Here is a 19,784-nt window from a genome sequence, read left to right as displayed (position 1 = left end):
CAGAGCCCATGACTTGCCAAGACCAAGGGGTTGTGGAAAGAGAAAGAAGGCGTGTTTCTGGTTTTGAGAGATCGAACAGGAAAAGAGAAGAGAACGAGTGGCAAGAGCGGAGAGGAAATACCTGTCAAGCATGCCGAACACAGAAGTCAAGCTCTCGAGCGCCGAAGATAGTTGGCAAGACGCCTGCGAAAATAGGACGTTGCTCGGCTCTTTTTTTTTATTTGGCAAACAAAAAAGTGAAGCAAAGTGGTGCTTCACCTTTTTATCTCTGCATCATTGGGATAAAAAAGGAATAGAGCAATACTCTATTCCGGAAGGAGGTCAAAATCTTTAGCAACATCTTTTGGATAATGCGCATCGCTTGCAGAAACGATGGCCACACCTTCTTTTTGTAAAATGGAACGAAACGTTTCATTCAAGCCAACATCGGCATGGTGATAGCGATAATGGGCTCCGGTGTTGTCTTCCATTTTTACATGGTGTTCTTTGGCCGTTTTCGCAAGATGTTGGTAAGTCGGGACGAGATCGTAGCCCGGATCGTAATTGTACATTTTGATCACGTCCGGATGACCGATTTGTGTAAACAAATCCGATTCAATCGCCGCTTGCAGTCGCTCGAAGTAACGACGGTAAATCGTGGACGGATCCTGTTTTTCCCAAAGAAGTTCTTTGGAGAACGCATCCATATCATATAAGAGACCGTCAATGGAATGCACGCTTCCAACGAGAAAATCGTACGGATAGGAGGATAAGGCACGACGAAGAAACTCTTCATTTTCCGGGCTGTAGCATACTTCCAAACCAAATTTGACCGTAATCGGAAAGTCTTCCTTTTTCATTTCCTCAATCAAGGCTTGATACTCTCGAATGGAGTTAACTTGTTTTTTTTCGAACCATTGCTTTTGGACGTCGGCACTTTGGCAGACGCCTCGATACATGTCGCGAAATTCGAAAAAGCGATGGGTATGATCTAAAATATGTAATGTTGTGATTCCCTGTTTTTGCGCACTTCGAACAAATTCCCAAACATATTCTTTTGTGAGCGGACCGTTTTCTAAATGAACATGGCCGTCTATATTATTTTTCATACACTTCCACACGATGGACGCCACTGATTTTTTTCATTTTCTCAATCGACTCTTTCGAGGCTTTGTGATCGAGATCCAAAATCGTATAGGCGATTTCTTTTTTTGACTTATTCAGCAAATTCTCAATGTTCGCATCCTCCTGCGCCAGGCAGTCTGTAATTTGCGAAATCATTTTCGGCTTGTTGTCGTGCATCACGCAAATCCGGTAGCTGCCGCTAAAAGGTGCCGACGCGTTTGGCATGTTGACCGAGTTGATAATGTTGCCGTTCATGAGATATTCCATTACTTCATCCGCCGCTTTGATCGCGCAGTTTTCTTCCGATTCGTCGGTGCTGGCACCAAGATGCGGAATCGGGACTACGTTTGGATGGCTGGCCAAAAGCGGCGAAGGGAAGTCGGTCACGTAGACAGCGACCTTTCCGCTATTGAGCGCTTCCAGCATATCTTCATCGTTGGCAAGACCGCCTCTGGCAAAGTTCAAAATCTTCACGCCATCTTTCATGAGAGCCAACGTGTCTTTGTTTATGGTGTTCTTCGTCGAATCCATCAAAGGCAGATGAAGCGTGATGTAATCGGCCGTGGAGAACAATTCTTTTTCATCCTTCACATGGTTGACCCATCGCGACATGCTCCACGCGTTGTCGACAGAAATATATGGATCGTATCCTTCGACTTGCATCCCGAAACGAAGAGCCAGATTGGCGACTTGAATACCAATCGCGCCAAGGCCCACAACGCCGAGCGTTTTTCCGGTAATCTCGTTGCCGGCATATTTTTTCTTTTGTTTTTCCACATCTTTCGCCAAATTGTCGTTGTCGGCTTGCGTCTTGCACCATTCAATGCCGTGGTAAATATCGCGGCTAGCCAGAAGCAAGCCGGCAAAAACGAGCTCTTTTACGGCGTTGGAGTTGGCTCCGGGCGTGTTGAATACGACGATTCCTCGTTGGGTGCACGCATCCAAGTCGATGTTGTTCACACCCGCACCGGCTCGTGCGATCGCTTTTAGCGTATCTTTATAGTCCAAGTCGTGCAGGTTGGCGGAACGGACGATAATCGCGTCTTCCGCCTCGACATCCGTTCCGACTTCAAACTGGTCGTTAAAACGATCCAGTCCTTTTTGAGCGATATTGTTGTAAAGTTTAATTTTATACATAGCTTTTTATCCCTTCGTATTTTCGCTTTCGAATTTTTTCATAAAATCAACGAGCGCTTCCACGCCTTCGACAGGCATCGCGTTGTAAATGCTGGCGCGCATACCGCCGACGCTGCGGTGACCTTTGATATTGACAAAACCCGCTTCTTTGGCTTCTTTCACAAATTTCGCATCCAGATCCTTATCGCCGGTGACAAACGGGACGTTCATATACGAGCGGTCTTCTTTGGCGACAGGATTGGAGTACAACGTGGACTGGTCGATGTAATCGTAAAGCAAAGCCGCTTTTTGATGGTTGATTTTTTCCATCGCCTCCAAACCGCCGATTTGCTCTTCCAGCCATTCAAAGACAAGCCCGCACACGTAAATGCCGTAAGTTGGCGGCGTATTGTACATGGAGTTGTTGTCCGCGTAGGTTTTATAGTTGAGCATGCTTGGCAGCGCTTCGTTTTCCGTCAGCAAGTCTTTTCGAATGATGACCAAAGTCACGCCAGCCGGCCCGATGTTTTTTTGCGCGCCGGCAAAAATCAAATCGTACTGGCTGACATCGACAGGCTCGCTCAAAATGCAGCTCGACATATCCGCCACCAAAAGCTTTCCGTCATGCGGAGGCAGCGTTTTATATTTTGTGCCGTAGATCGTGTTGTTTTCGCAAATGTAAACGTAATCGCTGTCCGGACTCAAATCCTCTTGCTTGATTTTTGGGATGTACGTAAAATTATCTTCCGCGCTGGAGGCGACAACATGGGTATCGCCGAGCTTTTTATGTTCGGCAATCGCTTTTTTTGTCCATTGGCCTGTATTGATAATGTCCGCGCTGTGCTTCAATAAATTCATAGGAACCATTGAAAACTGCAAAGAAGCCCCGCCTTGCAAAAACAAGATTTCGTAATCTTCAGGAATGTCCATTAAACGACGCAGCCTATCTTTCGCCGTATTCAAAATGTTTTCGAATTCACTGGATCGGTGGGACATCTCCATTACGCTCATCCCGCTTGAGTGAGCATCCAGCATTTCCTGGCTGGCCTTGTTTAAGACCCACTCAGGTAAACAGGCCGGGCCTGCACTGAAATTGTAAACACGTGTCATATTTTTTCACCTTGGTGAACTGTATCCACCTTTCCTTTCATAATATTAATCATTATACGATTCTTTCGAGAGATTGCAAGGGGATTCGTTCAAAAAATATAGGCAAATGTTTCTTGTCAATAAACAATCGTGGGAGAAAATGGTGAAAATTTAAGAAAATGGAATATTTTTGTTTCAATTCATTTCAAAGGATTTTCAGGGTTGCATCGCGTTTGCTTCCTCTTTCTGTTTCCCATATGATGGGATTAGAAGAATATAAGAGTCAGCAGACTCGCATACAAGGAGGACAATCAAATGGCAGATTTTTTTAAAAAAGCAGCGGAAGACATTAAAGAAGGCTGGGAAGATTTGAAAGACGATGTAGAAAAGGAAGCGGCGAAAGTCAAAGCGGAACACGACGCCAAAGAAGCGGAACGCAATTTGAAAGACAGCGCTGAGAAAGCGAAAAAAGATTTGAAAAATGGCGTAGAAGACGCGAAAAATCAGGCGGCCGCTACACTCAATGTCGCAAAAGACAAAGCGGGCGACGCGATTCAAGCCGTCAAGGACAAAGTCAGCGAAGCAACGAAAAAATAAAGTGAAATAAAACAGAAAAAGCCGCAATGGCCGGATGTGAAACCGGACGCATCGCGGCTTTTTCGTTTCCAATGAAAAAAAGCCTTGTTTCCAAGGCTTGAATATCGAAAATCCTTTCATCAAGGACGTTATTTACTTTGGTGGAGGTGAGGAGAATCGAACTCCTGTCTAAGCAAGGCTCCACGATCCAACGTTTACAGCTTAGTCCATCTATATATCCTATGCGATCGGTGGACAGAACCAGCATAGGTTTTGATCTGCGTTTTTAGGAATAAGGAACAGATCCACACTTATTCCGATCTTCTTTGTTTGACACGTGATCCGCTATAAGAAAGCAAACTCGCGGATCCGGGCTGCAAGACAAACTTAGTCTAAATTAGGCAGCAAAAGCCATGCTTTGGTTTGCACCAAATACATTAGCAATTCTAGTTTTAGCGTTTAAAATTAAGTGGTTTTAACGTGTTCCTTCACGGCTGTGGTTGGATCCAAACACTTACTTATCGAATGCCAAAAACACCCCCGTTCCGGATATTATACAGAATTCGCTCCGGAGTGTCAATATTTATATTTCATCGCTTTTTCGATTTCCCGTTTGGCGTCTTTCGCTTTTTGAGATTCCCGCTTGTCGTGAAGGTTTTTTCCTTTTGCCAGCGCGATCTCCATCTTCGCTAAGCCATGGGCGATATACATCTTCACCGGCACGATGGTATAGCCTTTGATCTTGACCGCCTGAGCCAGTTTTAAAATCTCGTTTTTGTGCAGCAGAAGCCGGCGCTCTCTTGTTTCGTCGTGATTGAAGCGATTGCCAAACTCATACGGTGAGATGTGCATTTCCTTGATATACGCCTGCTGGTTGTGAAAGGAAATATAGCTGTCTTTCATTTGCACTTTGCCTTTGCGGATGCTTTTGATCTCGGTTCCTTTTAATTCGATGCCCGCCTCGTACCGGTCAAATAATTCATAGTCGTGCCGGGCTTTTTTGTTCTCGGCAATAGTCTTATAGGTACTCATATTCGCCTCCTGATGTTGTATGGGATAATTTTAACACATTTGGGCTTGATTTTTTTTTGATTTACGTTAAAATAATAACAGATGTGGGGTGTTAGCTCAGCTGGGAGAGCACCTGTTTTGCACGCAGGGGGTCAGGAGTTCGATCCTCCTACGCTCCACCATTTGAAAACAGATCGAACACATTCGGATGAAAGAGTGTGTTCGTTTTTTTTTGTTTAAAAATCCATTTTTTCGACTTGTTTTTCCATCTGCGCGGATCTTTTCGCGATTCGTGCTAAAATGAAAATGTAAAAAGTGGTTAACACATAGAACGATCTATGTGGGTCGAACGACAATTCAGAAGTGTTCCCCGTCAACGAAAGACGATAAAATGGGCAAGACGGATCAAAAATACGCGAGCGAAACGGTGTATGAAATCAAGGTAGAACGAACGCGGAATGACAAGTAAATGGCATGACGACCGGTAAAGCGTCAATCCAAAAGGACAGCAAAGAGATCCGATGCAGAAGGAACAAAGAGCGATGAAAATATGGTTTTGAAAAGTCGTTTGACAATAACAAAGAGGGCTTTCCGTGGTGAAAGCTCTTTCTTTTTAGACAAAAGATGGTAATATAGAGGAAATAAAGGAGAATATTCTATGTTGGAAATAGGAAGCCCGGCACCGGATTTTACTTTGAAAGATCAGGACGGAAACGAAATCAAACTATCGAATTTGCGAGGGAAAAAGGTCATTTTGTATTTTTATCCAAAAGACAATACAAGTGGCTGCACGAAGCAGGCGTGCGCGTACATGGATTTGTATCCGCAGTTTACCCAAAAAGACGCAATCGTGCTCGGCGTTTCAAAAGACAGCGTGAGCTCGCATAAAAAATTTCAGGAAAAATACGGTTTTCCGTTCCCGCTGCTGTCGGATCCGGATCACGAAGTGATCGAAGCCTATGACGTATGGAAGGAAAAGTCCATGTACGGAAAAAAGTATATGGGCGTCGTTCGCAGCACGTATTTGATTGATGAAAATGGAATCATCGAAAAAGCGTTTGAGAAAGTGAAACCGGGCGAAGATCCGCAGCGCATGTTGAAAAGCATAGAATAAAAGGGAGTATGAATAAAATTATTACAATTTCCAGAGAATTTGGAAGCGGAGGCCGTGAAATTGGAAAGCGGCTGGCCGACGAACTCGGATTCGCTTATTACGATCAGGAAATTATCAAAGAAATCTGCAAGGAAACGGGAATGCACGAAGGGTATGTCGAAGGGGTGGCGGAAAAAGCCATTTCGCTCATTTCCACGCAATTTGGACATACGTTTTACAATCAGCAGCAAATCGACGTTTTAGTGTCCCAGCAAAAGATCATTCAAGAGCTGGCATCCAAAGGAAACTGTGTCGTTGTCGGCCATGGCTGCGCGGAAATCCTGGCGGAACGCAATCCGTTCAGCATCTTCGTCTACGCCGATATGGAAGCGAAAATCAAACGTTGCCGGGCCAAAGGGCCGGAAGAGGAAAAACTCACGGAGAAAGAACTTGTCCGGAAAATCAAAGATGTGGATAAGAACCGGAAAAAAATTCATGAAATGATCGCGCCGACCCGCTGGGGCGAGAAGGAAAACTACGATTTATGCGTCAACACGACAAACGTTGAAATCAAAAAAGTGATTCCTGGTCTGGCGATGTACGCGATGGAATATTTTGGAAACGAGTAAAAAGAACGAAGAGGATGGCATTGCGCGCCATCTTCTTTTTTATCGGAGGAAAAGAGAAGGGAATCCGGAAGCGGGCGCCTGCACAAAAAAAGCAGGAAAGCCTGCTTTTAGAAGTTAATAGTTCGAGGACAAGTTTCCAATGTAGCGGGAACTTCCAAAACCAAGGATCAACGTGAATAAGAACGGGAAGAAATACAAGCCCAGAGCGAACCAGATCCCGTGTCCGAACGCTAGCGACACTTTGAACGCCAGATTACATAAAATCAAGAGCTGGATAAAACCGATGATCCAGGCGGCGTAATACATGAAACCGTTGACGCTGTTGGCGTTTGAACCCATGAAAAAGGAAATGACAGTCAATCCAAGCCAAACCCAGAAATACATGGTCTGCCACGAGAACTTGAATACGATATAAAGATTGTACACCGGAATCAAAGCTTTCCATCCGCTTTCGCCGGCTTTTTGAAACATTTTCCAGCTGCCGATCACGACAAAAACGTACCAGACGAGACCGATGATGGAATATGTGGTTGAAAAAAACATAATACTACCTCCTTTCTTCAATATACGTGGATGTGGTTTGGCCCGTCCAATTATTTGCATAAAAGTAAGGAAGGAAAACGAGAAAACTACACTTCTTTACAGCTGAATTTCCAAGCCCATTATGGTATAGTAAAACTAATGAAATCTATAGCCTGATGGAGGTTGAAGTATGGTAAAAAGAATAGGCATTTTAACTTCTGGCGGCGATTCGCCAGGGATGAATGCGGCGATCCGCGCAGTGACGCGCGTTGGATTGAACGCAGGTCTTGAAGTGTTTGGAATCTACAACGGGTACAAGGGGATGGTCGAGGGATATATCGAACCGTTGACCCGCGAGGATGTCAGCGAGATCGTCAATCGGGGAGGGACGATTCTCGGGTCTGCAAGACTTCCGGAGTTCAAAGATCTCGAAGTTCGTCAAAAAGCGATTCGGCAGCTTGAAAAAAGAGGAATCGAAGCGGTTGTCGTCATCGGCGGGGATGGTTCCTATCGCGGGGCGCTTTCTTTGACGGAAATGGGAATCAACTGCATCGGTTTGCCGGGTACGATCGACAACGACATCAACTGCACCGATTTTACGATTGGATTCCAGACCGCGCTGGAAACGGTGGTCGACGCGGTCGATAAACTGCGGGACACATCCAACTCCCACCATCGCTGCTCGATCGTGGAAGTCATGGGAAACCGCTGCGGGGATCTGGCGTTGTGGGCCGGCATCGCCTGCGGAGCGGAAATCGTCGTAACGAGCGAAACCGGATTTGACGAAAACGAGATTTTGGATCGTTTGCGGGATCTGGACTTGATCCGAAAGAAGAAACACGCGATTATCGTCATCAGTGAAAAAATCACCGATGTGCATCAACTTGCCAAGAAAATCAGTCTAAATACTGGTTTTTCCGGACGCGCCACGGTGTTGGGCCATATTCAACGTGGCGGTTCGCCTTGTCCGTTTGATCGTATGCTCGCCTCCCAAATGGGAGAAAAAGCCGTTGATTTGCTTATGCAGGGTATCGGTGGACAGTGCGTCGCGATCCACGACAACAAAATCGTATCCTACCCAATCGAAAAAGCGTTGTGTATGCCGGCAGAGTCAAGAAAACCATTGACAAATCTGTTTGAACGATTAGGATAGAATAGGCTTAAGTTTTTTAAGGAAGGAACTATTTGAGGAAAGGAACAGTATGGAAAAAAAGACAAAAATTGTTTGTACGATCGGGCCGGTTAGTGAAAATAAGGAAACACTCACGAAACTGGTCAAAGAAGGCATGAATATCGCCCGATTGAACTTCTCGCATGGAAGCTACGAAGAGCACGGGGAACGAATCAATCTGATTCGCGAAGTATCGCAGGAAACGAAAAAGCCAATCGGTATTTTATTGGATACCAAAGGGCCGGAAATTCGTCTGGGCGACTTTGAGAACGGCGGCGTCGATTTCGCGGAAGGCGACGAGGTGACAATCGTCAAAGAGGAAGTACTCGGAAACCACGACCGGTTCACTTTGCGTTGTCCGGAAGTGTTCAACGATGTGAAAAAAGGCGACTACATCTTGATGGATGACGGAAAGATGCGCGTCGATATCACGGATGTGGAACCGGGAAGCGTTATTAAAGGCGTTGTTGCGAACCCTCACTTTTTGAAGAGCCGCAAAGGATGCAACCTGCCGGGAATCATTTTGAGTATGCCATTCGTATCCGCGAAAGACGAGGCGGATATCCGGTTCGGCGCGAAAAACGATGTCGACTACATCGCCGCAAGTTTCGTGCGCCGTCGTGAAGACGTGCTGGCGATCCGGAAAATTTTGATCGACGAAAACAAAGACAATATCCAGATCATTCCGAAGATTGAAAACCAGGAAGGTTTCGATAATTTGCGAGACATCCTTGAAGTCAGCGATGGCGTTATGGTCGCCCGTGGCGATCTTGGCGTCAACGTTTCGCTCGAATATGTTCCAATCTATCAAAAACAAATGATCAAGATTGCCAACGAAATGGGGAAACCGGTAATTACCGCGACCCACATGTTGGAAAGTATGCAGGAAAACCCGCGCCCGACCCGCGCGGAAGCTAGCGACGTGGCCAACGCGATCATGGACGGAACGGACGCGATCATGTGTTCGGGAGAAACAGCCGCCGGCCACTATCCGGTGGAAGCCGTTCATACCATGACGAAGATCGCCAACGCGGTTGAGCCGATGATTCCTTACAAGGAACGCCTGAAACAAGGCATCAAGTCGAGCCGCCGCACGATGAACGACGCGATCGCGATTTCGGTAGCGGATACTTCGCTGGCCATCGACGTGAAATGCATCGTGGCCTTCACGCAAAGCGGAAACACCGCAAAGCGCCTGGCGAAATTCCGTCCGGAAGCGCCAATCGTTGCCGTATGCTTCGACGCAGTAACGGAGCGTTCTCTGCTTCCTGTATTTGGTGTATTCCCTTACGTTTCCGCGATCCAGAACTCGCAGGAAAACGATGTGCAGCTCGCGCGCAACATCGCCCAGGAATATGGATTCAACAAAGGGGACAACATCATCGTGGTCGCAGGTTATCCAGTAGGATCCGGCAGCACGAACATGATGAAAATCGTTCAAATCTAACGTTTTATTGGAAACAAAATTGGCCTCTCGCCTGAGGGGTCTTTTTTTGATACAATGAACAAAATGAGGTGAAGAAGAAATGAAGAAATATGTTGGGATTGATTTAGGCGGAACCAATGTCCGGGCCGCGCTCATCAACGCCGAAGGCGAAGTGCTGGCGCTCAACAAAAGCGCGTCCAATCCGGAAAAAGGAGCGGAACATGTCGTGAAGGTCATTGTCGATCTTGTCCGTTCGCTGCCAAACCAGGAGGAGGCAGAAGCAATCGGGATCGCGGTGCCCGGGTTGATCGACGTTGAGCAAGGAACGATCAAGGCCGCGAACAATTTGTCGAAGCTAGTCGATTATCCGCTGACGGAAAAGCTTTCCGGCGAACTGGACGGAAGACGAGTCGTGCTGGCCAATGATGGAAAGGCGGCCGCCATCGGAGAGGCGCTGGCCGGCGCAGGAAAAGGGAACGAAAGCGTGTATTACGTCACGATTTCCACAGGCATTGGCGGAGCTGCCGTCATACAGGGAAAAGTGCTGATGGGGCGTCACGGATTCGCCGGCGAAGTGGGCAATATGATTGTCAACGAGCGCGATTCCCAATACGGAATCATGAACAAGGGCGCGGTAGAGAGCGGCGCGAGCGGAACGGCAGTGACACGCAAGGGAAAAGAGCGTATCGACGCTTCGATCCAGCACGCGGGCGAGGTGTTCGAACGAGCCGCCCAGCACCATGAGGAAGCGCTTAAAATCGTCGACGAGATGACGGACGACTTATCCAATTTGCTGTCGGCGATTTCACTTGTCATAGACCCGGACGTGATCGTTTTAGGCGGCGGCGTCATGAAGGGCGCCGATGTATTCATGCCGGCTCTTCGGGAAAAATGGCGCAGCAAACTGTTCGAAGCGATGCGCGATGTGGAACTCGTTCCGGCGAAACTGGACGAGCCGGGCATCGTGGGCGCGGCCATGTACGCCATGACGTGGGAAGAAAAGTAAAATTCAAGTAGACCAATTTGGCATAATTGGTCTTTTTTTGGTCTATACCGTTTTTTCTTTGAAAGCGGTACCATTCAGAGTGGCGTTTCTTTTCAGAATATGTTTTAATACGATTGAACGATATATTCCCTTAATTCTGCGTCATTTAAAATCTATTTTCGAAAAAATGTCAAAACTCGTTGACAAAGAGTGATGTAAGCGTTTTAATATTGGTATAGACCAAGTGAAAAGCTTGGAGAAAGGAAATACAATTCTATGAATGGTTTTTTGAACTGGATGGAAGAACACTTCATGCCGGCGGCCGCCAAGATCGGTAACCAAAAGCATCTTGTTGCGATCCGTGACGCCTTCATCGCGATCATGCCGATCACGATGGTAGGAAGTATCGCCGTACTCTTGAACGTATTCTTCCGAGATCTGCCGAACTCCTGGTGGGGTGAGGGAAATTCTTTTGTGGCAACGATGACACCGCTGATCAACGTAAACGGAAACGTGTACTTTGGTTCGATCGTTATTTTATCGCTCGCCTTCGCGTTTGCGCTCGGTTATCAAATCGCGAAAACATATAATGTCAATCCAATCGCCGGCGGCGTTATCGCCTTCTCCGCGGTTGTCGTATGTATGAATCAAAGCGCAGTCTTCGATTTCACTTTGCCAGGTGTCGACGCAGCCAGCGTGGCCGCGCTCAACGATCTTGGTGTGGAAGCGGTCGCAAGCGGCGACGCAGTCAACATCAGCGTCAGCGGCTGGGGCTACATGGGTAGCGCCTATACCGGCGCGACCGGTTTGTTCACCGCGTTGATCGTCGGTCTGGCTTCTTCGATGATTTACGTGCAGCTCATGATCCACAAGATCACGATCAAAATGCCGGAAAACGTACCGCCAGCTGTTGGTAACGCGTTCGCGGCCATCATTCCAGGATGCGTAGCGATTTACGTATTCGGTATCATCACGCAGATCTGTGTGGCGACAGCGGGCATGTATCCAAACGAGCTCATCCAGCAATGGATCCAGGCGCCGTTGATGGGTCTTTCGCAAAACATGTTCAGTGCGATCCTCGTATCGTTCCTCGTTCAGCTGCTGTGGTTCTTCGGTCTGCACGGTTCCAACGTTATGGCACCGTTCATCGAAGGTGTGTATACACCAGCGTTGCTGGAAAACCTCGCTTATTTCGAACAGCACCACACGACGGAAGGCATGCCTTACATTTGGACGCGTGGTTCGCTGGATGCTTACGCCCAGATGGGTGGTTCGGGTGTCACGCTTGGTTTGCTGATCGCGATCCTGTTCTTCTCGAAGCGTCAGGATGTGCGTGAGGTCGCAAAACTCGCCGCGCCAATGGGCGTGTTCAACATCAACGAGCCGGTTATCTTCGGTTTGCCAATCGTGTTGAACCCAATCTACTTCATTCCTTGGTTGCTTGTTCCGCCAGTATGTACGCTGATCGCTTACTTGTTCACAGCGGGTGGAATCATTCCTCCAGTGTACGTGCAAGTGCCTTGGGTTATGCCAGTTGGTATTTACGCCTTCCTGGCAACCGGCGGAAGTCTGATGGCAGGTTTAGTCGCGCTGATCAACCTGGGCGTGTCGTTCCTGATCTGGACACCGTTTGTATTGCTTGCCAACCGTCAACAGGAAGTTGAATAAAAAAGATAGACCAGCAAGAAAAGGAAGGTTGAACCTTCCTTTTTTCGCCTTTTAAAAGGAGGTTTAATGAAAAATAAACAGGAAAAGCAAGCCCCGAACAAATGGGGATCGTGGGAATTGTTCGTCATCGCGATCGGAACGCTCGTCATCGTGACCGCGCCCATGTACGACAAGCCGATCATCGTCGTGATCGAAGGCTTATCCATCGTGCTGATTGGCGTGTTGTGGATGCGTCTAAGCCGCAAAAAGCATGAGCTCGGTCAACGTCGCAAGCAGACGCCGCGCCAGTATAAAAAGACAAAATAAACAAAGAGGAAAAGAAGAGGAGAATTCATCATGAGAAGACTAGGGATTTCAATTTATCCGGAACACGCCACACTGGAGGAAAACAAGAAGTACATCGAACAGGCCGCCCGCTACGGCTTCAAGCGGATCTTTACGTGTCTGTTGTCGGTTGACAAGCCCAAAGAGGAAGTGAAAGCTGAATTCAAGGAACTGATCGACTACGCGCATGAAAAAGGCATGGAAGTCATTTTGGATGTGGCGCCGTACGTGTTCGAACGTCTGGGCATCACGTACGACGACTTGTCGTTCTTTGCCGATATCCACGCCGACGGTATCCGGCTTGACGAAGGCTTCGACGGCCACAAGGAAGCGCAAATGACGTACAACCCGGATCATTTGAAAATCGAGTTCAACGCCTCCGTCGACAACAAGTACATCGAAAACGTGCTCAGCTACAAGCCGAACACCGACTACGTGCTCACCTGCCACAATTTCTATCCGCAGCGGTATTCGGGACTGGGCTACAAGATGTTCGAGGAAACATCCAAGCGCATTCGTCAGCACAATTTGCCGATTGCCGCGTTCGTTTCCAGCCAGCAGCCCGATACATTCGGTCCATGGAACGTGTACGAAGGACTTTGCACGCTGGAAATGCACCGCGATCTGCCAATCGACTTGCAGGCCCGCCACTTGTTCGCGACCGGACTGGTGGACGATGTGATCATCGCCAACTGTTTCGCCTCCGAAGAGGAAATGAAGGCCCTTTCGGAAATCGAACCAGGCAAGCTGACATTCCGCATCGAGCTGGAAGGCGAGCCAAACGAGGCTGAAGAAAAGATTTTGTTCGAGCATCCGCATTTTGCTCGTGGCGATATGAACGACTACGCGGCCCGGAGCACGATGCCGCGCATCACGTACAAAGACGCGTCCATTCCTGCGCGCAACACCCGGGATTTAAAGCGGGGGGATATCGTGATCGTCAATGAAAACTACGACCGGTATAAAGGGGAGCTTCATGTCGTCTTGAAAGATATGCCAAATGATGGTAAAAAGAATGTTGTGGCCCATTTACCGGAAGAGGAACTCATTCTTCTTGACTACTTGGATGCCTGGAAGACATTCGCGTTCAAGAAATAAGGAAAATGGGCAAGAAAGGAACTGCTTATGAGCCGACCGTTGTATCAACAAGTCAAATCGAAAATACTCCATAAGATCGCTTCTCTTTCTGCCAATTCTTCGATTCCCTCCGAGCGGGCTTTATCGCTGGAGTTTGAAGTGTCGCGGATGACTGTTCGAAAAGCCATTGACGAACTCGTCGACGAAGGCATCTTGTATCGGGACAAGACACGCGGAACGTTTGTGTCGGACAAAGAGCTCGTGCGTAAAAACACGATCGACGACGAGAAGGAAAATGAAACTTGTCATTTGCTGTATATGACCCACCGGACGTTTGAGGAAATCGCGCCGATTTTAAATGTGCCGATTTACGAAGATATCATGCGAATCGTGGGAAGCAGGCAGCGCGCCGGCGAAATTGCGAACATCGACGAGATTTATATGACTTCCGCGTATTATCGCCGGGAAGTGGAAGACATAGAGGAAGTTTTTGAGCTAATCGAACGTAAAAAGGATTTCCGCATCACCAAAACGTTTATTCCGATGCTGATTCCGGTCCAGTTTGTCAATATCATGAACATTCCGATGGATGTGCCCATCATTATGGTGAAATCCATTTACCGCTCTTTTAACGGGGAAACGATTTTGATGCGCAAGACCTATTACAATCCCTTCGTGGAAACGATCGAGATTTCCAATTAAACGATCTTGTGCTAAAATAAATGCAATTACGAAAAAAGAAATGGGAGGAAAATCCAAATGATCGAAGTGGATTTGGAACTGGAAGTCACACCGGAAGAACTGTTTGACGTCATCGTGCCATCGGTGCTGTACGACATCAAGGAAAGCACCGGGAAAAATGTTAAAGTCAACCAGCTTCATGACAACTATACATACAAGAAAAAGTTAAAATCAAAGCTGGGAAAGGAAGCGGGCGTAAAGGTGACGATCGCGAAGTTTGAATATCCGGTCGTGTACGAGGCCCGATTCGAATCGGCTTCCGGCAGCAACATGATGCGCTACGAAGTGGAGCGGCTCGAAAACGGAAACAGCGGCCTCGCTTACGTGGAGGATTTTGAGGGCGCCGGAAAAATGGCCTCGATGAATGGCTGGCTTGTCGGTTTGATTTACAACCACAAAGCGAAAAAGGATATCAAGAAACGGCTGCGCGCCATGGAGCGCTCGATTATTGAAAACCGGGCGATGGACGACGACACCTTTTTGGAAGCAGATGAAAACAATGAAAACGCGGAATGAAAATTCGGCGTTTTTTTTGGGCATCCAGCACACAATTTTCCCAAAATTCGACTATGATGAAAACAAAGAAAAGAAGATGAAAAAGAAAATGAGTAAAACGAAAAGCCGATTGATCCACAACTTGTTTTTGATGCTGTCGCCATTTGGCAGCTCGATCTTGTTTGTGCTCATCAACAACCCGCAGACCGTCGTTGGAAACGGCCTGTCCATGCCGTTAAATGGAGAAAGCGCACCGCTGGTTTATTTGTTTTTTGGGGTATGTCTGATTTTCTGGGTAAAAGTGTATGAAAACCATCCACACCGAACAATCGGATGGGTTCTTGTCGTCAGTTTGACTGTTTTTTTTATCTTAGGGTGCGCGCATGTGTTTCCTGTCGAAAACACGCTGCCGCCAATTCTCATTTGGATTGGCAGCATTATTCCAACGATCTTGTTGTCCTAGGCGGAACCGCTCCGCCTTTTTTTGCGCCAAACAAAAAAAGAAGGCCGCGATCCGACCTTCTTCCAAATTATTCCACCGCTTTTAGCGATTCCACCATTTTGATTTTCCGCAGCTTGAATTTCATGACAAAGTTGACCAGCAAAGCGAAAAAGATCGTCAGGAAAAACGCGATGGCGAACGATTGCGGCAAAATCGTACGTCCAAACATAATATCGTCCATTTCCGCCAAATTCATAATGAGATGGTGCAGGCCGATGCCGATCCCAAGACCGGCCAAAGAGCCGATGACCGCCAAAATCAGGCTTTCCCGATTGACATAGGCGTTGACTTCCTTCTCGGTAAAGCCAAGCACCTTGATCGTCGCGATTTCCCGCATCCGCTCGGAAATGTTGACATTGCTCAAATTGTACAGCACGACAAACGCCAGCGCGGCCGCCGAGAGGACAAGGACGACAACGATCATTTGAATCGAGCCAATCATATCGAGGAAGTTTTTTTCCAGCGCGGAGTAGAAGGTGACACTCTTGACATCTTTCATTTCCATCAGCTCGTTTCCAAGCGTGGTTTGCGCCTGGTCGCTCGTGTCTTTCAGCTTCAGCAAATACGTCTGCGTCGGCTTCTCCGTCGTTTTCCATTGCTCGAATTCCGTTTGCGTGACGTACATTTGATGACCGATATAGTTTTCGAACACCCCCAGCACCTTGGCGTGCAGCGTTTGGCCATCCAAGTCCTTGAACGTCAGCGTATCCCCGGATGCCAGATCCATTTTTTGCGCCATTTTTTCGGAAATGTAAATTCCGCCGTTTTGCAAGGTGATTTTTTCTTTTCCGCGCATCGTGCGCAAAGTGACAAATTCGTTAAAGCGCTTCAACTCGTCGTTCGGGATGATATGGACCGTGCCGCTCATGTCTTTGTCTTCGATATGAAGCGTTACGTTGATGGACTCTTCCGCGAAGCCATCCTCCACATCCGGATTGGCGAGAATTTCTTTCAACGTGTCCGGCGAAGCGCCGTCGAGCGTCACCGAGGCGTCCATATGGTCGATTTCCTCGTACTGCAAATGGACAATGTCGGAAATCGAGTCGTTGATCCCGAATCCCGCCACAAGCAGCGCCGAACAGCCCGCGATTCCAATCACAGTCATGAAGAACCGCTTTTTATACCGGAAGATGTTGCGAATCGTGACTTTGTGCAAAAAGGAAACTTTGCTCCAAAGCTTTGGAAACCGCTCCAGCAAAATTTTCTTCCCGGCTTTTCCGGCTTTTGGCCGCATGAGCTGGCTTGGCGCCTCCATCAACTCCTTGTAAATAGAAAGGAACGTCGCCAGCAAGGTGATGCCCGTCACGGACGCGCCGGCCAAAATCATCAAGCCCGGCTGCCACGCGTACTGGATCTTTTCCAACAGATACATCGTGTTCCAGGCGTAAAAGATAATGTACGGGAAGACGAACAAGCCAATCGCGCAGCCAATGATCGAGCCAAGGACGCTGGCCAGCAAGGCGTACATCAAGTATTTCATCGCGATTTGGCCTTTGGAGTAGCCCAGCGCCTTCAACGTGCCGATTTCGTTGCGCTGCTCGTCCACCATCCGCGTCATCGTCGTCATGCACACCAGCGCGGCGACAAGAAAGAAGAACACCGGGAAGACGGACGCGATGCCATCCATCCGGTCCGCGCACGCGCCATAGTCCCGATACGAATACAGGGAATCCCGGTCGAGCACGATCCATTCGCCTTCCAGCTCGTCGATTTTCTTTTGCCCGTCGTCAATTTCCTGCCGGGCTTTTTTTGTTTCATCGTTTAGTTTTTTCTGATTGGTTTCCACTTCGTTTTGCGCGTCCATCAACGCGCGGCGGGCGCTCTCGATTTGCGACAAACCATCGTTGTATTGCGCCTGGGAGCGGCTCAGCGTGGCGTAGGCTTCGTTGAGCTGCGGATAGGAGGCAGCGATTTGATCGCGCTGGGCAATCAGCTGCTGCTTCGTGGCGCTCGCCTGCGCCAGCTGGTCAAGACCGCTTTGAATCTGGGCGATGCCGTCGTCGATTTGCGTCAGACCCTTTGCCAGCTCGTCGCGCTGGCTTTGGTACGTGGAAAGGGCGGCTTCTTGTGTTTCAAGCTGCGCCAAACCATCGTTTACCGCTTGGAGCGCGGTTTCCAGCTCGGCTTTCTTTTGCGTAAGCGACTCGATCGCTTCCGAAGGAAGGGACGGGTCCGCCAGCTGCGCTTCGATTTGGGCGATCGCTTCCGGCAGCGCGGCCTGCTGCGCGAGAAGTTCCGGCTTTTTCTCCAGCGCGGATTCGATTTGAGTGATGCCATCATCCAGCTGCGCCTTTTGGGCCAGAAGGGTGGCTTTCTTCGCTTCTAGCTCTTCTTTTTGGTTTTGCAAGCCGGGAATTTGCTGCTCCTGCTGCTGGATGCTGGCGATGGCGTCGTCCAGCTTAGGCAGGTTGGCGTCGATGGCGGCGCGGTTTTGGGCGTATTCGGCCCAGCCCGCGTCCAGCTGCGCTTTGGCGCTGGCGAGGTTTTGCTCCTGGGCGGCCAGTTCGCGCTGTCCTTGCTCGATTTGCGCTTTGGCGTCGTTCAGCTTCGCCTGTCCGCTGTCGATTTCTTTGAGCAGTTCTTTTTTCGCGTCGTCGATTTTTGCCTGCTGCTGGTCGATTTCGGCTTGGATCTGCCCGTTGGCGATCGCTTCGATTTTTTTGACGACCGGATCGACTTGGTCAAAATAGGCGTCCGAATACGTGTTCAGCGCTTTCGCCCCCTGGACGGTGACGTCGATTTCGGTGTAGTAATCCGCTTTGATGTCGGCATCCGGGACGAAGATGAAAGAATCGACTTCACCGGAACCAATCGACGACGTGCCTTTTTCGTAGGACAGGTACCTTGGCCAGTAGCACGTGCCGACGATTTTGTATTCGTCGAATTTCAAATCGTCGGTGATGGGTGTATCGGTCCCGGAGTACAGCTTGATGGTGTCGCCGATTTTGTACCCGGCGAACAACTCGTTTTTGACATTGGGTGCTTCCAGCAGACATTCTTTGTCGTTTTCAGGCATTCGTCCTTCGACAAGGCGGACCTGGTTGATCGCGGAATCGTCTGGCAGGGAAAACACTTTGTAGACGAGTTCGCTGGCGCCCACCCTTGTCAGGGCGTCCATGGAAAACAGTGGCTGGACGTGTTCGACACCGGGAATTTTCTCGATGGCTTCCACGTCTTTTTTCCGCAGTCCAAGGGTCGAGAACACCTGGATATCCTGCGTGTTGTATTGATCGAAATAGACATCCGCGCTGTATTTCATATCGGGCGCGCTGGCTTTGATTCCGGCAAAGAACGCCACCCCAAGCGCTACGATGCACAAAATCGAGAAAAAGCGGCCCAGCGAATGCCGGATTTCGATCAAAAGATCTTTCCAGAGAATTTTCGGCATTAGTATTCGATCCGATCTACGTCCATAGGGTGAGGGTTGATTTCGACGCTTTCAATTTGACCCGAGCGCACTTTGATGACTTTATCGCCCATGGGCGTCAACGCCAGGTTGTGCGTGATGACGATCACGGTTTTGTGCTCTTTGCGGCAAGTGTCCTGAAGCACTTTGAGAACTTGCTTGCCGGTCACGTAATCCAGGGCGCCGGTCGGCTCGTCGCAAAGCAGCAGCTTCGGGTTTTTGGCCAGCGCTCTGGCGATCGCGACGCGCTGCTGTTCGCCGCCGGAAAGCTGGGCCGGAAAGTTGCTGATGCGCTCGCTCAATCCGACGGCCGCGATCGTCTTGTCGATATCGAGTGGATTTTTCGAGATTTGCGTAGCCAGCTCGACGTTTTCCTTGAGCGTGAGATTTTGAACCAGATTGTAAAACTGGAAGACGAATCCAACATCGTAGCGCCGGTACAGCGTCATCTGTTTTTCGTTGAAATCCGAAATGACGCTGCCGTCGACCTCGATTGTGCCGGCGGAAACCGTGTCCATGCCGCCAAGCAAGTTGAGAATCGTGCTTTTGCCTGCGCCGCTAGCGCCGGCGATGATGACGAACTCCCCCTGGTCGATATCGAAGGAAACGCCGTTGAGGGCGTGGATCTCGACTTCGCCCATTTTGTATGTTTTCCGGACATCTTTAAAAGAAATAAAATGTTCCATATCCAACCTCTTTTCTAACAAAAGACTATGTAAAAGACGACTATTTCTATTATAAAGGGATTTTTTTATTTGTTCTACGGGGAGCGTTTGTTTTTCGTGAAAAGAACGAGTAGAATGGAGATTTACCGGAATTTCCGGAAATGAAGTAGATGTTTGGGAAAAA

At 48.6% G+C, this 19,784-nt stretch carries 19 protein-coding genes, 1 tRNA gene, 1 rRNA gene and 1 other RNA gene; 14 read left to right on the top strand and 8 right to left on the bottom strand.

Annotation, left to right across the window (positions count from 1 at the left end):
- Positions 1 to 93: 93 nt before the first annotated feature.
- Positions 94 to 208, top strand: a 5S ribosomal RNA gene (gene rrf, locus ABNS49_RS06190).
- A gap of 97 nt (positions 209 to 305) precedes the next feature.
- Here the strand turns inward: rrf and ABNS49_RS06185 are convergent.
- From ABNS49_RS06185 to serC, 3 genes are read right to left on the bottom strand one after another with little or no spacing between them, the layout of a single operon-like run.
- Positions 306 to 1,088, bottom strand: a complete 783-nt coding sequence (locus ABNS49_RS06185; RefSeq protein WP_135981020.1) for a histidinol-phosphatase HisJ family protein — start codon at positions 1,086 to 1,088, stop codon at positions 306 to 308.
- Positions 1,078 to 2,241, bottom strand: coding sequence for a phosphoglycerate dehydrogenase (locus ABNS49_RS06180; RefSeq protein ID WP_135980974.1), 1,164 nt, complete (start codon positions 2,239 to 2,241; stop codon positions 1,078 to 1,080). Before ABNS49_RS06180 ends, ABNS49_RS06185 begins: the two co-directional genes overlap by 11 nt.
- Before the next feature lie 6 nt (positions 2,242 to 2,247).
- The gene (gene serC, locus ABNS49_RS06175; protein WP_135980975.1) at positions 2,248 to 3,330 is read right to left on the bottom strand and encodes a 3-phosphoserine/phosphohydroxythreonine transaminase; all 1,083 of its coding nucleotides are present in this window, start codon (positions 3,328 to 3,330) and stop codon (positions 2,248 to 2,250) included.
- A 294-nt stretch (positions 3,331 to 3,624) separates the two neighbouring features.
- Between serC and ABNS49_RS06170 the strand changes: the two genes are divergently transcribed.
- Positions 3,625 to 3,906: a hypothetical protein gene (locus tag ABNS49_RS06170; RefSeq protein ID WP_135980976.1), complete on the top strand. Its 282-nt coding sequence runs from the start codon at positions 3,625 to 3,627 to the stop codon at positions 3,904 to 3,906.
- Positions 3,907 to 4,044: 138 nt separating this feature from the next.
- On the opposite strand, the gene ssrA is transcribed toward ABNS49_RS06170, so the two are convergent.
- Positions 4,045 to 4,427, bottom strand: a transfer-messenger RNA (tmRNA) gene (ssrA, locus tag ABNS49_RS06165).
- A gap of 34 nt (positions 4,428 to 4,461) precedes the next feature.
- On the bottom strand, positions 4,462 to 4,917 hold the full coding sequence (gene smpB / locus ABNS49_RS06160; RefSeq protein WP_135980977.1) for an SsrA-binding protein SmpB: 456 nt from the start codon (positions 4,915 to 4,917) through the stop codon (positions 4,462 to 4,464).
- Positions 4,918 to 5,002: 85 nt separating this feature from the next.
- On the opposite strand from smpB, the gene ABNS49_RS06155 reads away from it, so the two are divergent.
- From ABNS49_RS06155 to ABNS49_RS06145, 3 genes are all read left to right on the top strand, one after another.
- Positions 5,003 to 5,078: transfer RNA gene (locus ABNS49_RS06155), tRNA-Ala, on the top strand.
- A 476-nt stretch (positions 5,079 to 5,554) separates the two neighbouring features.
- Positions 5,555 to 6,010, top strand: a complete 456-nt coding sequence (gene bcp, locus ABNS49_RS06150; protein WP_135980978.1) for a thioredoxin-dependent thiol peroxidase — start codon at positions 5,555 to 5,557, stop codon at positions 6,008 to 6,010.
- A gap of 8 nt (positions 6,011 to 6,018) precedes the next feature.
- On the top strand, positions 6,019 to 6,618 hold the full coding sequence (locus ABNS49_RS06145) for a cytidylate kinase-like family protein (RefSeq protein ID WP_135980979.1): 600 nt from the start codon (positions 6,019 to 6,021) through the stop codon (positions 6,616 to 6,618).
- 114 nt (positions 6,619 to 6,732) lie between these two features.
- Here the strand turns inward: ABNS49_RS06145 and ABNS49_RS06140 are convergent, their stop codons facing one another.
- Entirely contained in the window at positions 6,733 to 7,161 is a 429-nt protein-coding gene (locus tag ABNS49_RS06140; protein ID WP_135980980.1) for a DUF5684 domain-containing protein, read from the bottom strand.
- Between the two features lie 169 nt (positions 7,162 to 7,330).
- On the opposite strand from ABNS49_RS06140, the gene pfkA reads away from it, so the two are divergent.
- The 9 genes from pfkA (at position 7,331) to ABNS49_RS06095 (ending at position 15,490) form a co-directional block, all read left to right on the top strand.
- A complete protein-coding gene (gene pfkA / locus ABNS49_RS06135; protein ID WP_135980981.1) occupies positions 7,331 to 8,293 on the top strand; it encodes a 6-phosphofructokinase in 963 nt (320 codons plus the stop codon).
- 49 nt (positions 8,294 to 8,342) lie between these two features.
- Positions 8,343 to 9,758 carry a pyruvate kinase gene (pyk, locus tag ABNS49_RS06130; RefSeq protein WP_135980982.1) on the top strand — a complete coding sequence of 472 codons (1,416 nt, stop codon included), beginning with the start codon at positions 8,343 to 8,345 and terminating at the stop codon, positions 9,756 to 9,758.
- A 79-nt stretch (positions 9,759 to 9,837) separates the two neighbouring features.
- Positions 9,838 to 10,743 carry an ROK family protein gene (locus ABNS49_RS06125; protein WP_135980983.1) on the top strand — a complete coding sequence of 302 codons (906 nt, stop codon included), beginning with the start codon at positions 9,838 to 9,840 and terminating at the stop codon, positions 10,741 to 10,743.
- Between the two features lie 255 nt (positions 10,744 to 10,998).
- The gene (locus ABNS49_RS06120; protein ID WP_135980984.1) at positions 10,999 to 12,390 is read left to right on the top strand and encodes a PTS sugar transporter subunit IIC; all 1,392 of its coding nucleotides are present in this window, start codon (positions 10,999 to 11,001) and stop codon (positions 12,388 to 12,390) included.
- Positions 12,391 to 12,456: 66 nt separating this feature from the next.
- Entirely contained in the window at positions 12,457 to 12,696 is a 240-nt protein-coding gene (locus ABNS49_RS06115; protein WP_135980985.1) for a glycosyl transferase family 1, read from the top strand.
- A gap of 30 nt (positions 12,697 to 12,726) precedes the next feature.
- On the top strand, positions 12,727 to 13,812 hold the full coding sequence (locus ABNS49_RS06110; RefSeq protein ID WP_288341844.1) for a MupG family TIM beta-alpha barrel fold protein: 1,086 nt from the start codon (positions 12,727 to 12,729) through the stop codon (positions 13,810 to 13,812).
- 27 nt (positions 13,813 to 13,839) lie between these two features.
- A complete protein-coding gene (locus tag ABNS49_RS06105) occupies positions 13,840 to 14,493 on the top strand; it encodes a GntR family transcriptional regulator (protein WP_135980987.1) in 654 nt (217 codons plus the stop codon).
- Positions 14,494 to 14,550: 57 nt separating this feature from the next.
- Positions 14,551 to 15,048, top strand: a complete 498-nt coding sequence (locus ABNS49_RS06100; protein WP_135980988.1) for a DUF3284 domain-containing protein — start codon at positions 14,551 to 14,553, stop codon at positions 15,046 to 15,048.
- Between the two features lie 88 nt (positions 15,049 to 15,136).
- Complete coding sequence (locus ABNS49_RS06095; RefSeq protein WP_135980989.1) at positions 15,137 to 15,490, top strand: hypothetical protein; 354 nt, start codon at positions 15,137 to 15,139, stop codon at positions 15,488 to 15,490.
- A 67-nt stretch (positions 15,491 to 15,557) separates the two neighbouring features.
- Here the strand turns inward: ABNS49_RS06095 and ABNS49_RS06090 are convergent, their stop codons facing one another.
- Together ABNS49_RS06090 and ABNS49_RS06085 are read right to left on the bottom strand one after the other, a co-directional pair.
- Positions 15,558 to 18,917, bottom strand: a complete 3,360-nt coding sequence (locus ABNS49_RS06090) for an FtsX-like permease family protein (RefSeq protein ID WP_135980990.1) — start codon at positions 18,915 to 18,917, stop codon at positions 15,558 to 15,560.
- Positions 18,917 to 19,621 carry an ABC transporter ATP-binding protein gene (locus ABNS49_RS06085; RefSeq protein WP_135980991.1) on the bottom strand — a complete coding sequence of 235 codons (705 nt, stop codon included), beginning with the start codon at positions 19,619 to 19,621 and terminating at the stop codon, positions 18,917 to 18,919. Before ABNS49_RS06085 ends, ABNS49_RS06090 begins: the two co-directional genes overlap by 1 nt.
- Positions 19,622 to 19,784 lie beyond the last annotated feature (163 nt).

The sequence above is a fragment of the uncultured Dubosiella sp. genome (genome assembly GCF_964018005.1).
Lineage (GTDB): Bacteria > Bacillota_I > Bacilli_A > Erysipelotrichales > Erysipelotrichaceae > Dubosiella > Dubosiella muris.
This window is presented reverse-complemented; position numbering and strand designations above follow the sequence as displayed.

Excerpts from the sequence above, each read along its gene's own strand:
- ABNS49_RS06185 (WP_135981020.1), bottom strand. The coding sequence starts at position 1,088 with ATGAAAAATAATATAGACGGCCATGTTCATTTAGAAAACGGTCCGCTC.
- ABNS49_RS06180 (WP_135980974.1), bottom strand. The coding sequence starts at position 2,241 with ATGTATAAAATTAAACTTTACAACAATATCGCTCAAAAAGGACTGGAT.
- serC (WP_135980975.1), bottom strand. The coding sequence starts at position 3,330 with ATGACACGTGTTTACAATTTCAGTGCAGGCCCGGCCTGTTTACCTGAG.
- ABNS49_RS06170 (WP_135980976.1), top strand. The coding sequence starts at position 3,625 with ATGGCAGATTTTTTTAAAAAAGCAGCGGAAGACATTAAAGAAGGCTGG.
- smpB (WP_135980977.1), bottom strand. The coding sequence starts at position 4,917 with ATGAGTACCTATAAGACTATTGCCGAGAACAAAAAAGCCCGGCACGAC.
- bcp (WP_135980978.1), top strand. The coding sequence starts at position 5,555 with ATGTTGGAAATAGGAAGCCCGGCACCGGATTTTACTTTGAAAGATCAG.
- ABNS49_RS06145 (WP_135980979.1), top strand. The coding sequence starts at position 6,019 with ATGAATAAAATTATTACAATTTCCAGAGAATTTGGAAGCGGAGGCCGT.
- ABNS49_RS06140 (WP_135980980.1), bottom strand. The coding sequence starts at position 7,161 with ATGTTTTTTTCAACCACATATTCCATCATCGGTCTCGTCTGGTACGTT.
- pfkA (WP_135980981.1), top strand. The coding sequence starts at position 7,331 with ATGGTAAAAAGAATAGGCATTTTAACTTCTGGCGGCGATTCGCCAGGG.
- pyk (WP_135980982.1), top strand. The coding sequence starts at position 8,343 with ATGGAAAAAAAGACAAAAATTGTTTGTACGATCGGGCCGGTTAGTGAA.
- ABNS49_RS06125 (WP_135980983.1), top strand. The coding sequence starts at position 9,838 with ATGAAGAAATATGTTGGGATTGATTTAGGCGGAACCAATGTCCGGGCC.
- ABNS49_RS06120 (WP_135980984.1), top strand. The coding sequence starts at position 10,999 with ATGAATGGTTTTTTGAACTGGATGGAAGAACACTTCATGCCGGCGGCC.
- ABNS49_RS06115 (WP_135980985.1), top strand. The coding sequence starts at position 12,457 with ATGAAAAATAAACAGGAAAAGCAAGCCCCGAACAAATGGGGATCGTGG.
- ABNS49_RS06110 (WP_288341844.1), top strand. The coding sequence starts at position 12,727 with ATGAGAAGACTAGGGATTTCAATTTATCCGGAACACGCCACACTGGAG.
- ABNS49_RS06105 (WP_135980987.1), top strand. The coding sequence starts at position 13,840 with ATGAGCCGACCGTTGTATCAACAAGTCAAATCGAAAATACTCCATAAG.
- ABNS49_RS06100 (WP_135980988.1), top strand. The coding sequence starts at position 14,551 with ATGATCGAAGTGGATTTGGAACTGGAAGTCACACCGGAAGAACTGTTT.
- ABNS49_RS06095 (WP_135980989.1), top strand. The coding sequence starts at position 15,137 with ATGAGTAAAACGAAAAGCCGATTGATCCACAACTTGTTTTTGATGCTG.
- ABNS49_RS06090 (WP_135980990.1), bottom strand. The coding sequence starts at position 18,917 with ATGCCGAAAATTCTCTGGAAAGATCTTTTGATCGAAATCCGGCATTCG.
- ABNS49_RS06085 (WP_135980991.1), bottom strand. The coding sequence starts at position 19,621 with ATGGAACATTTTATTTCTTTTAAAGATGTCCGGAAAACATACAAAATG.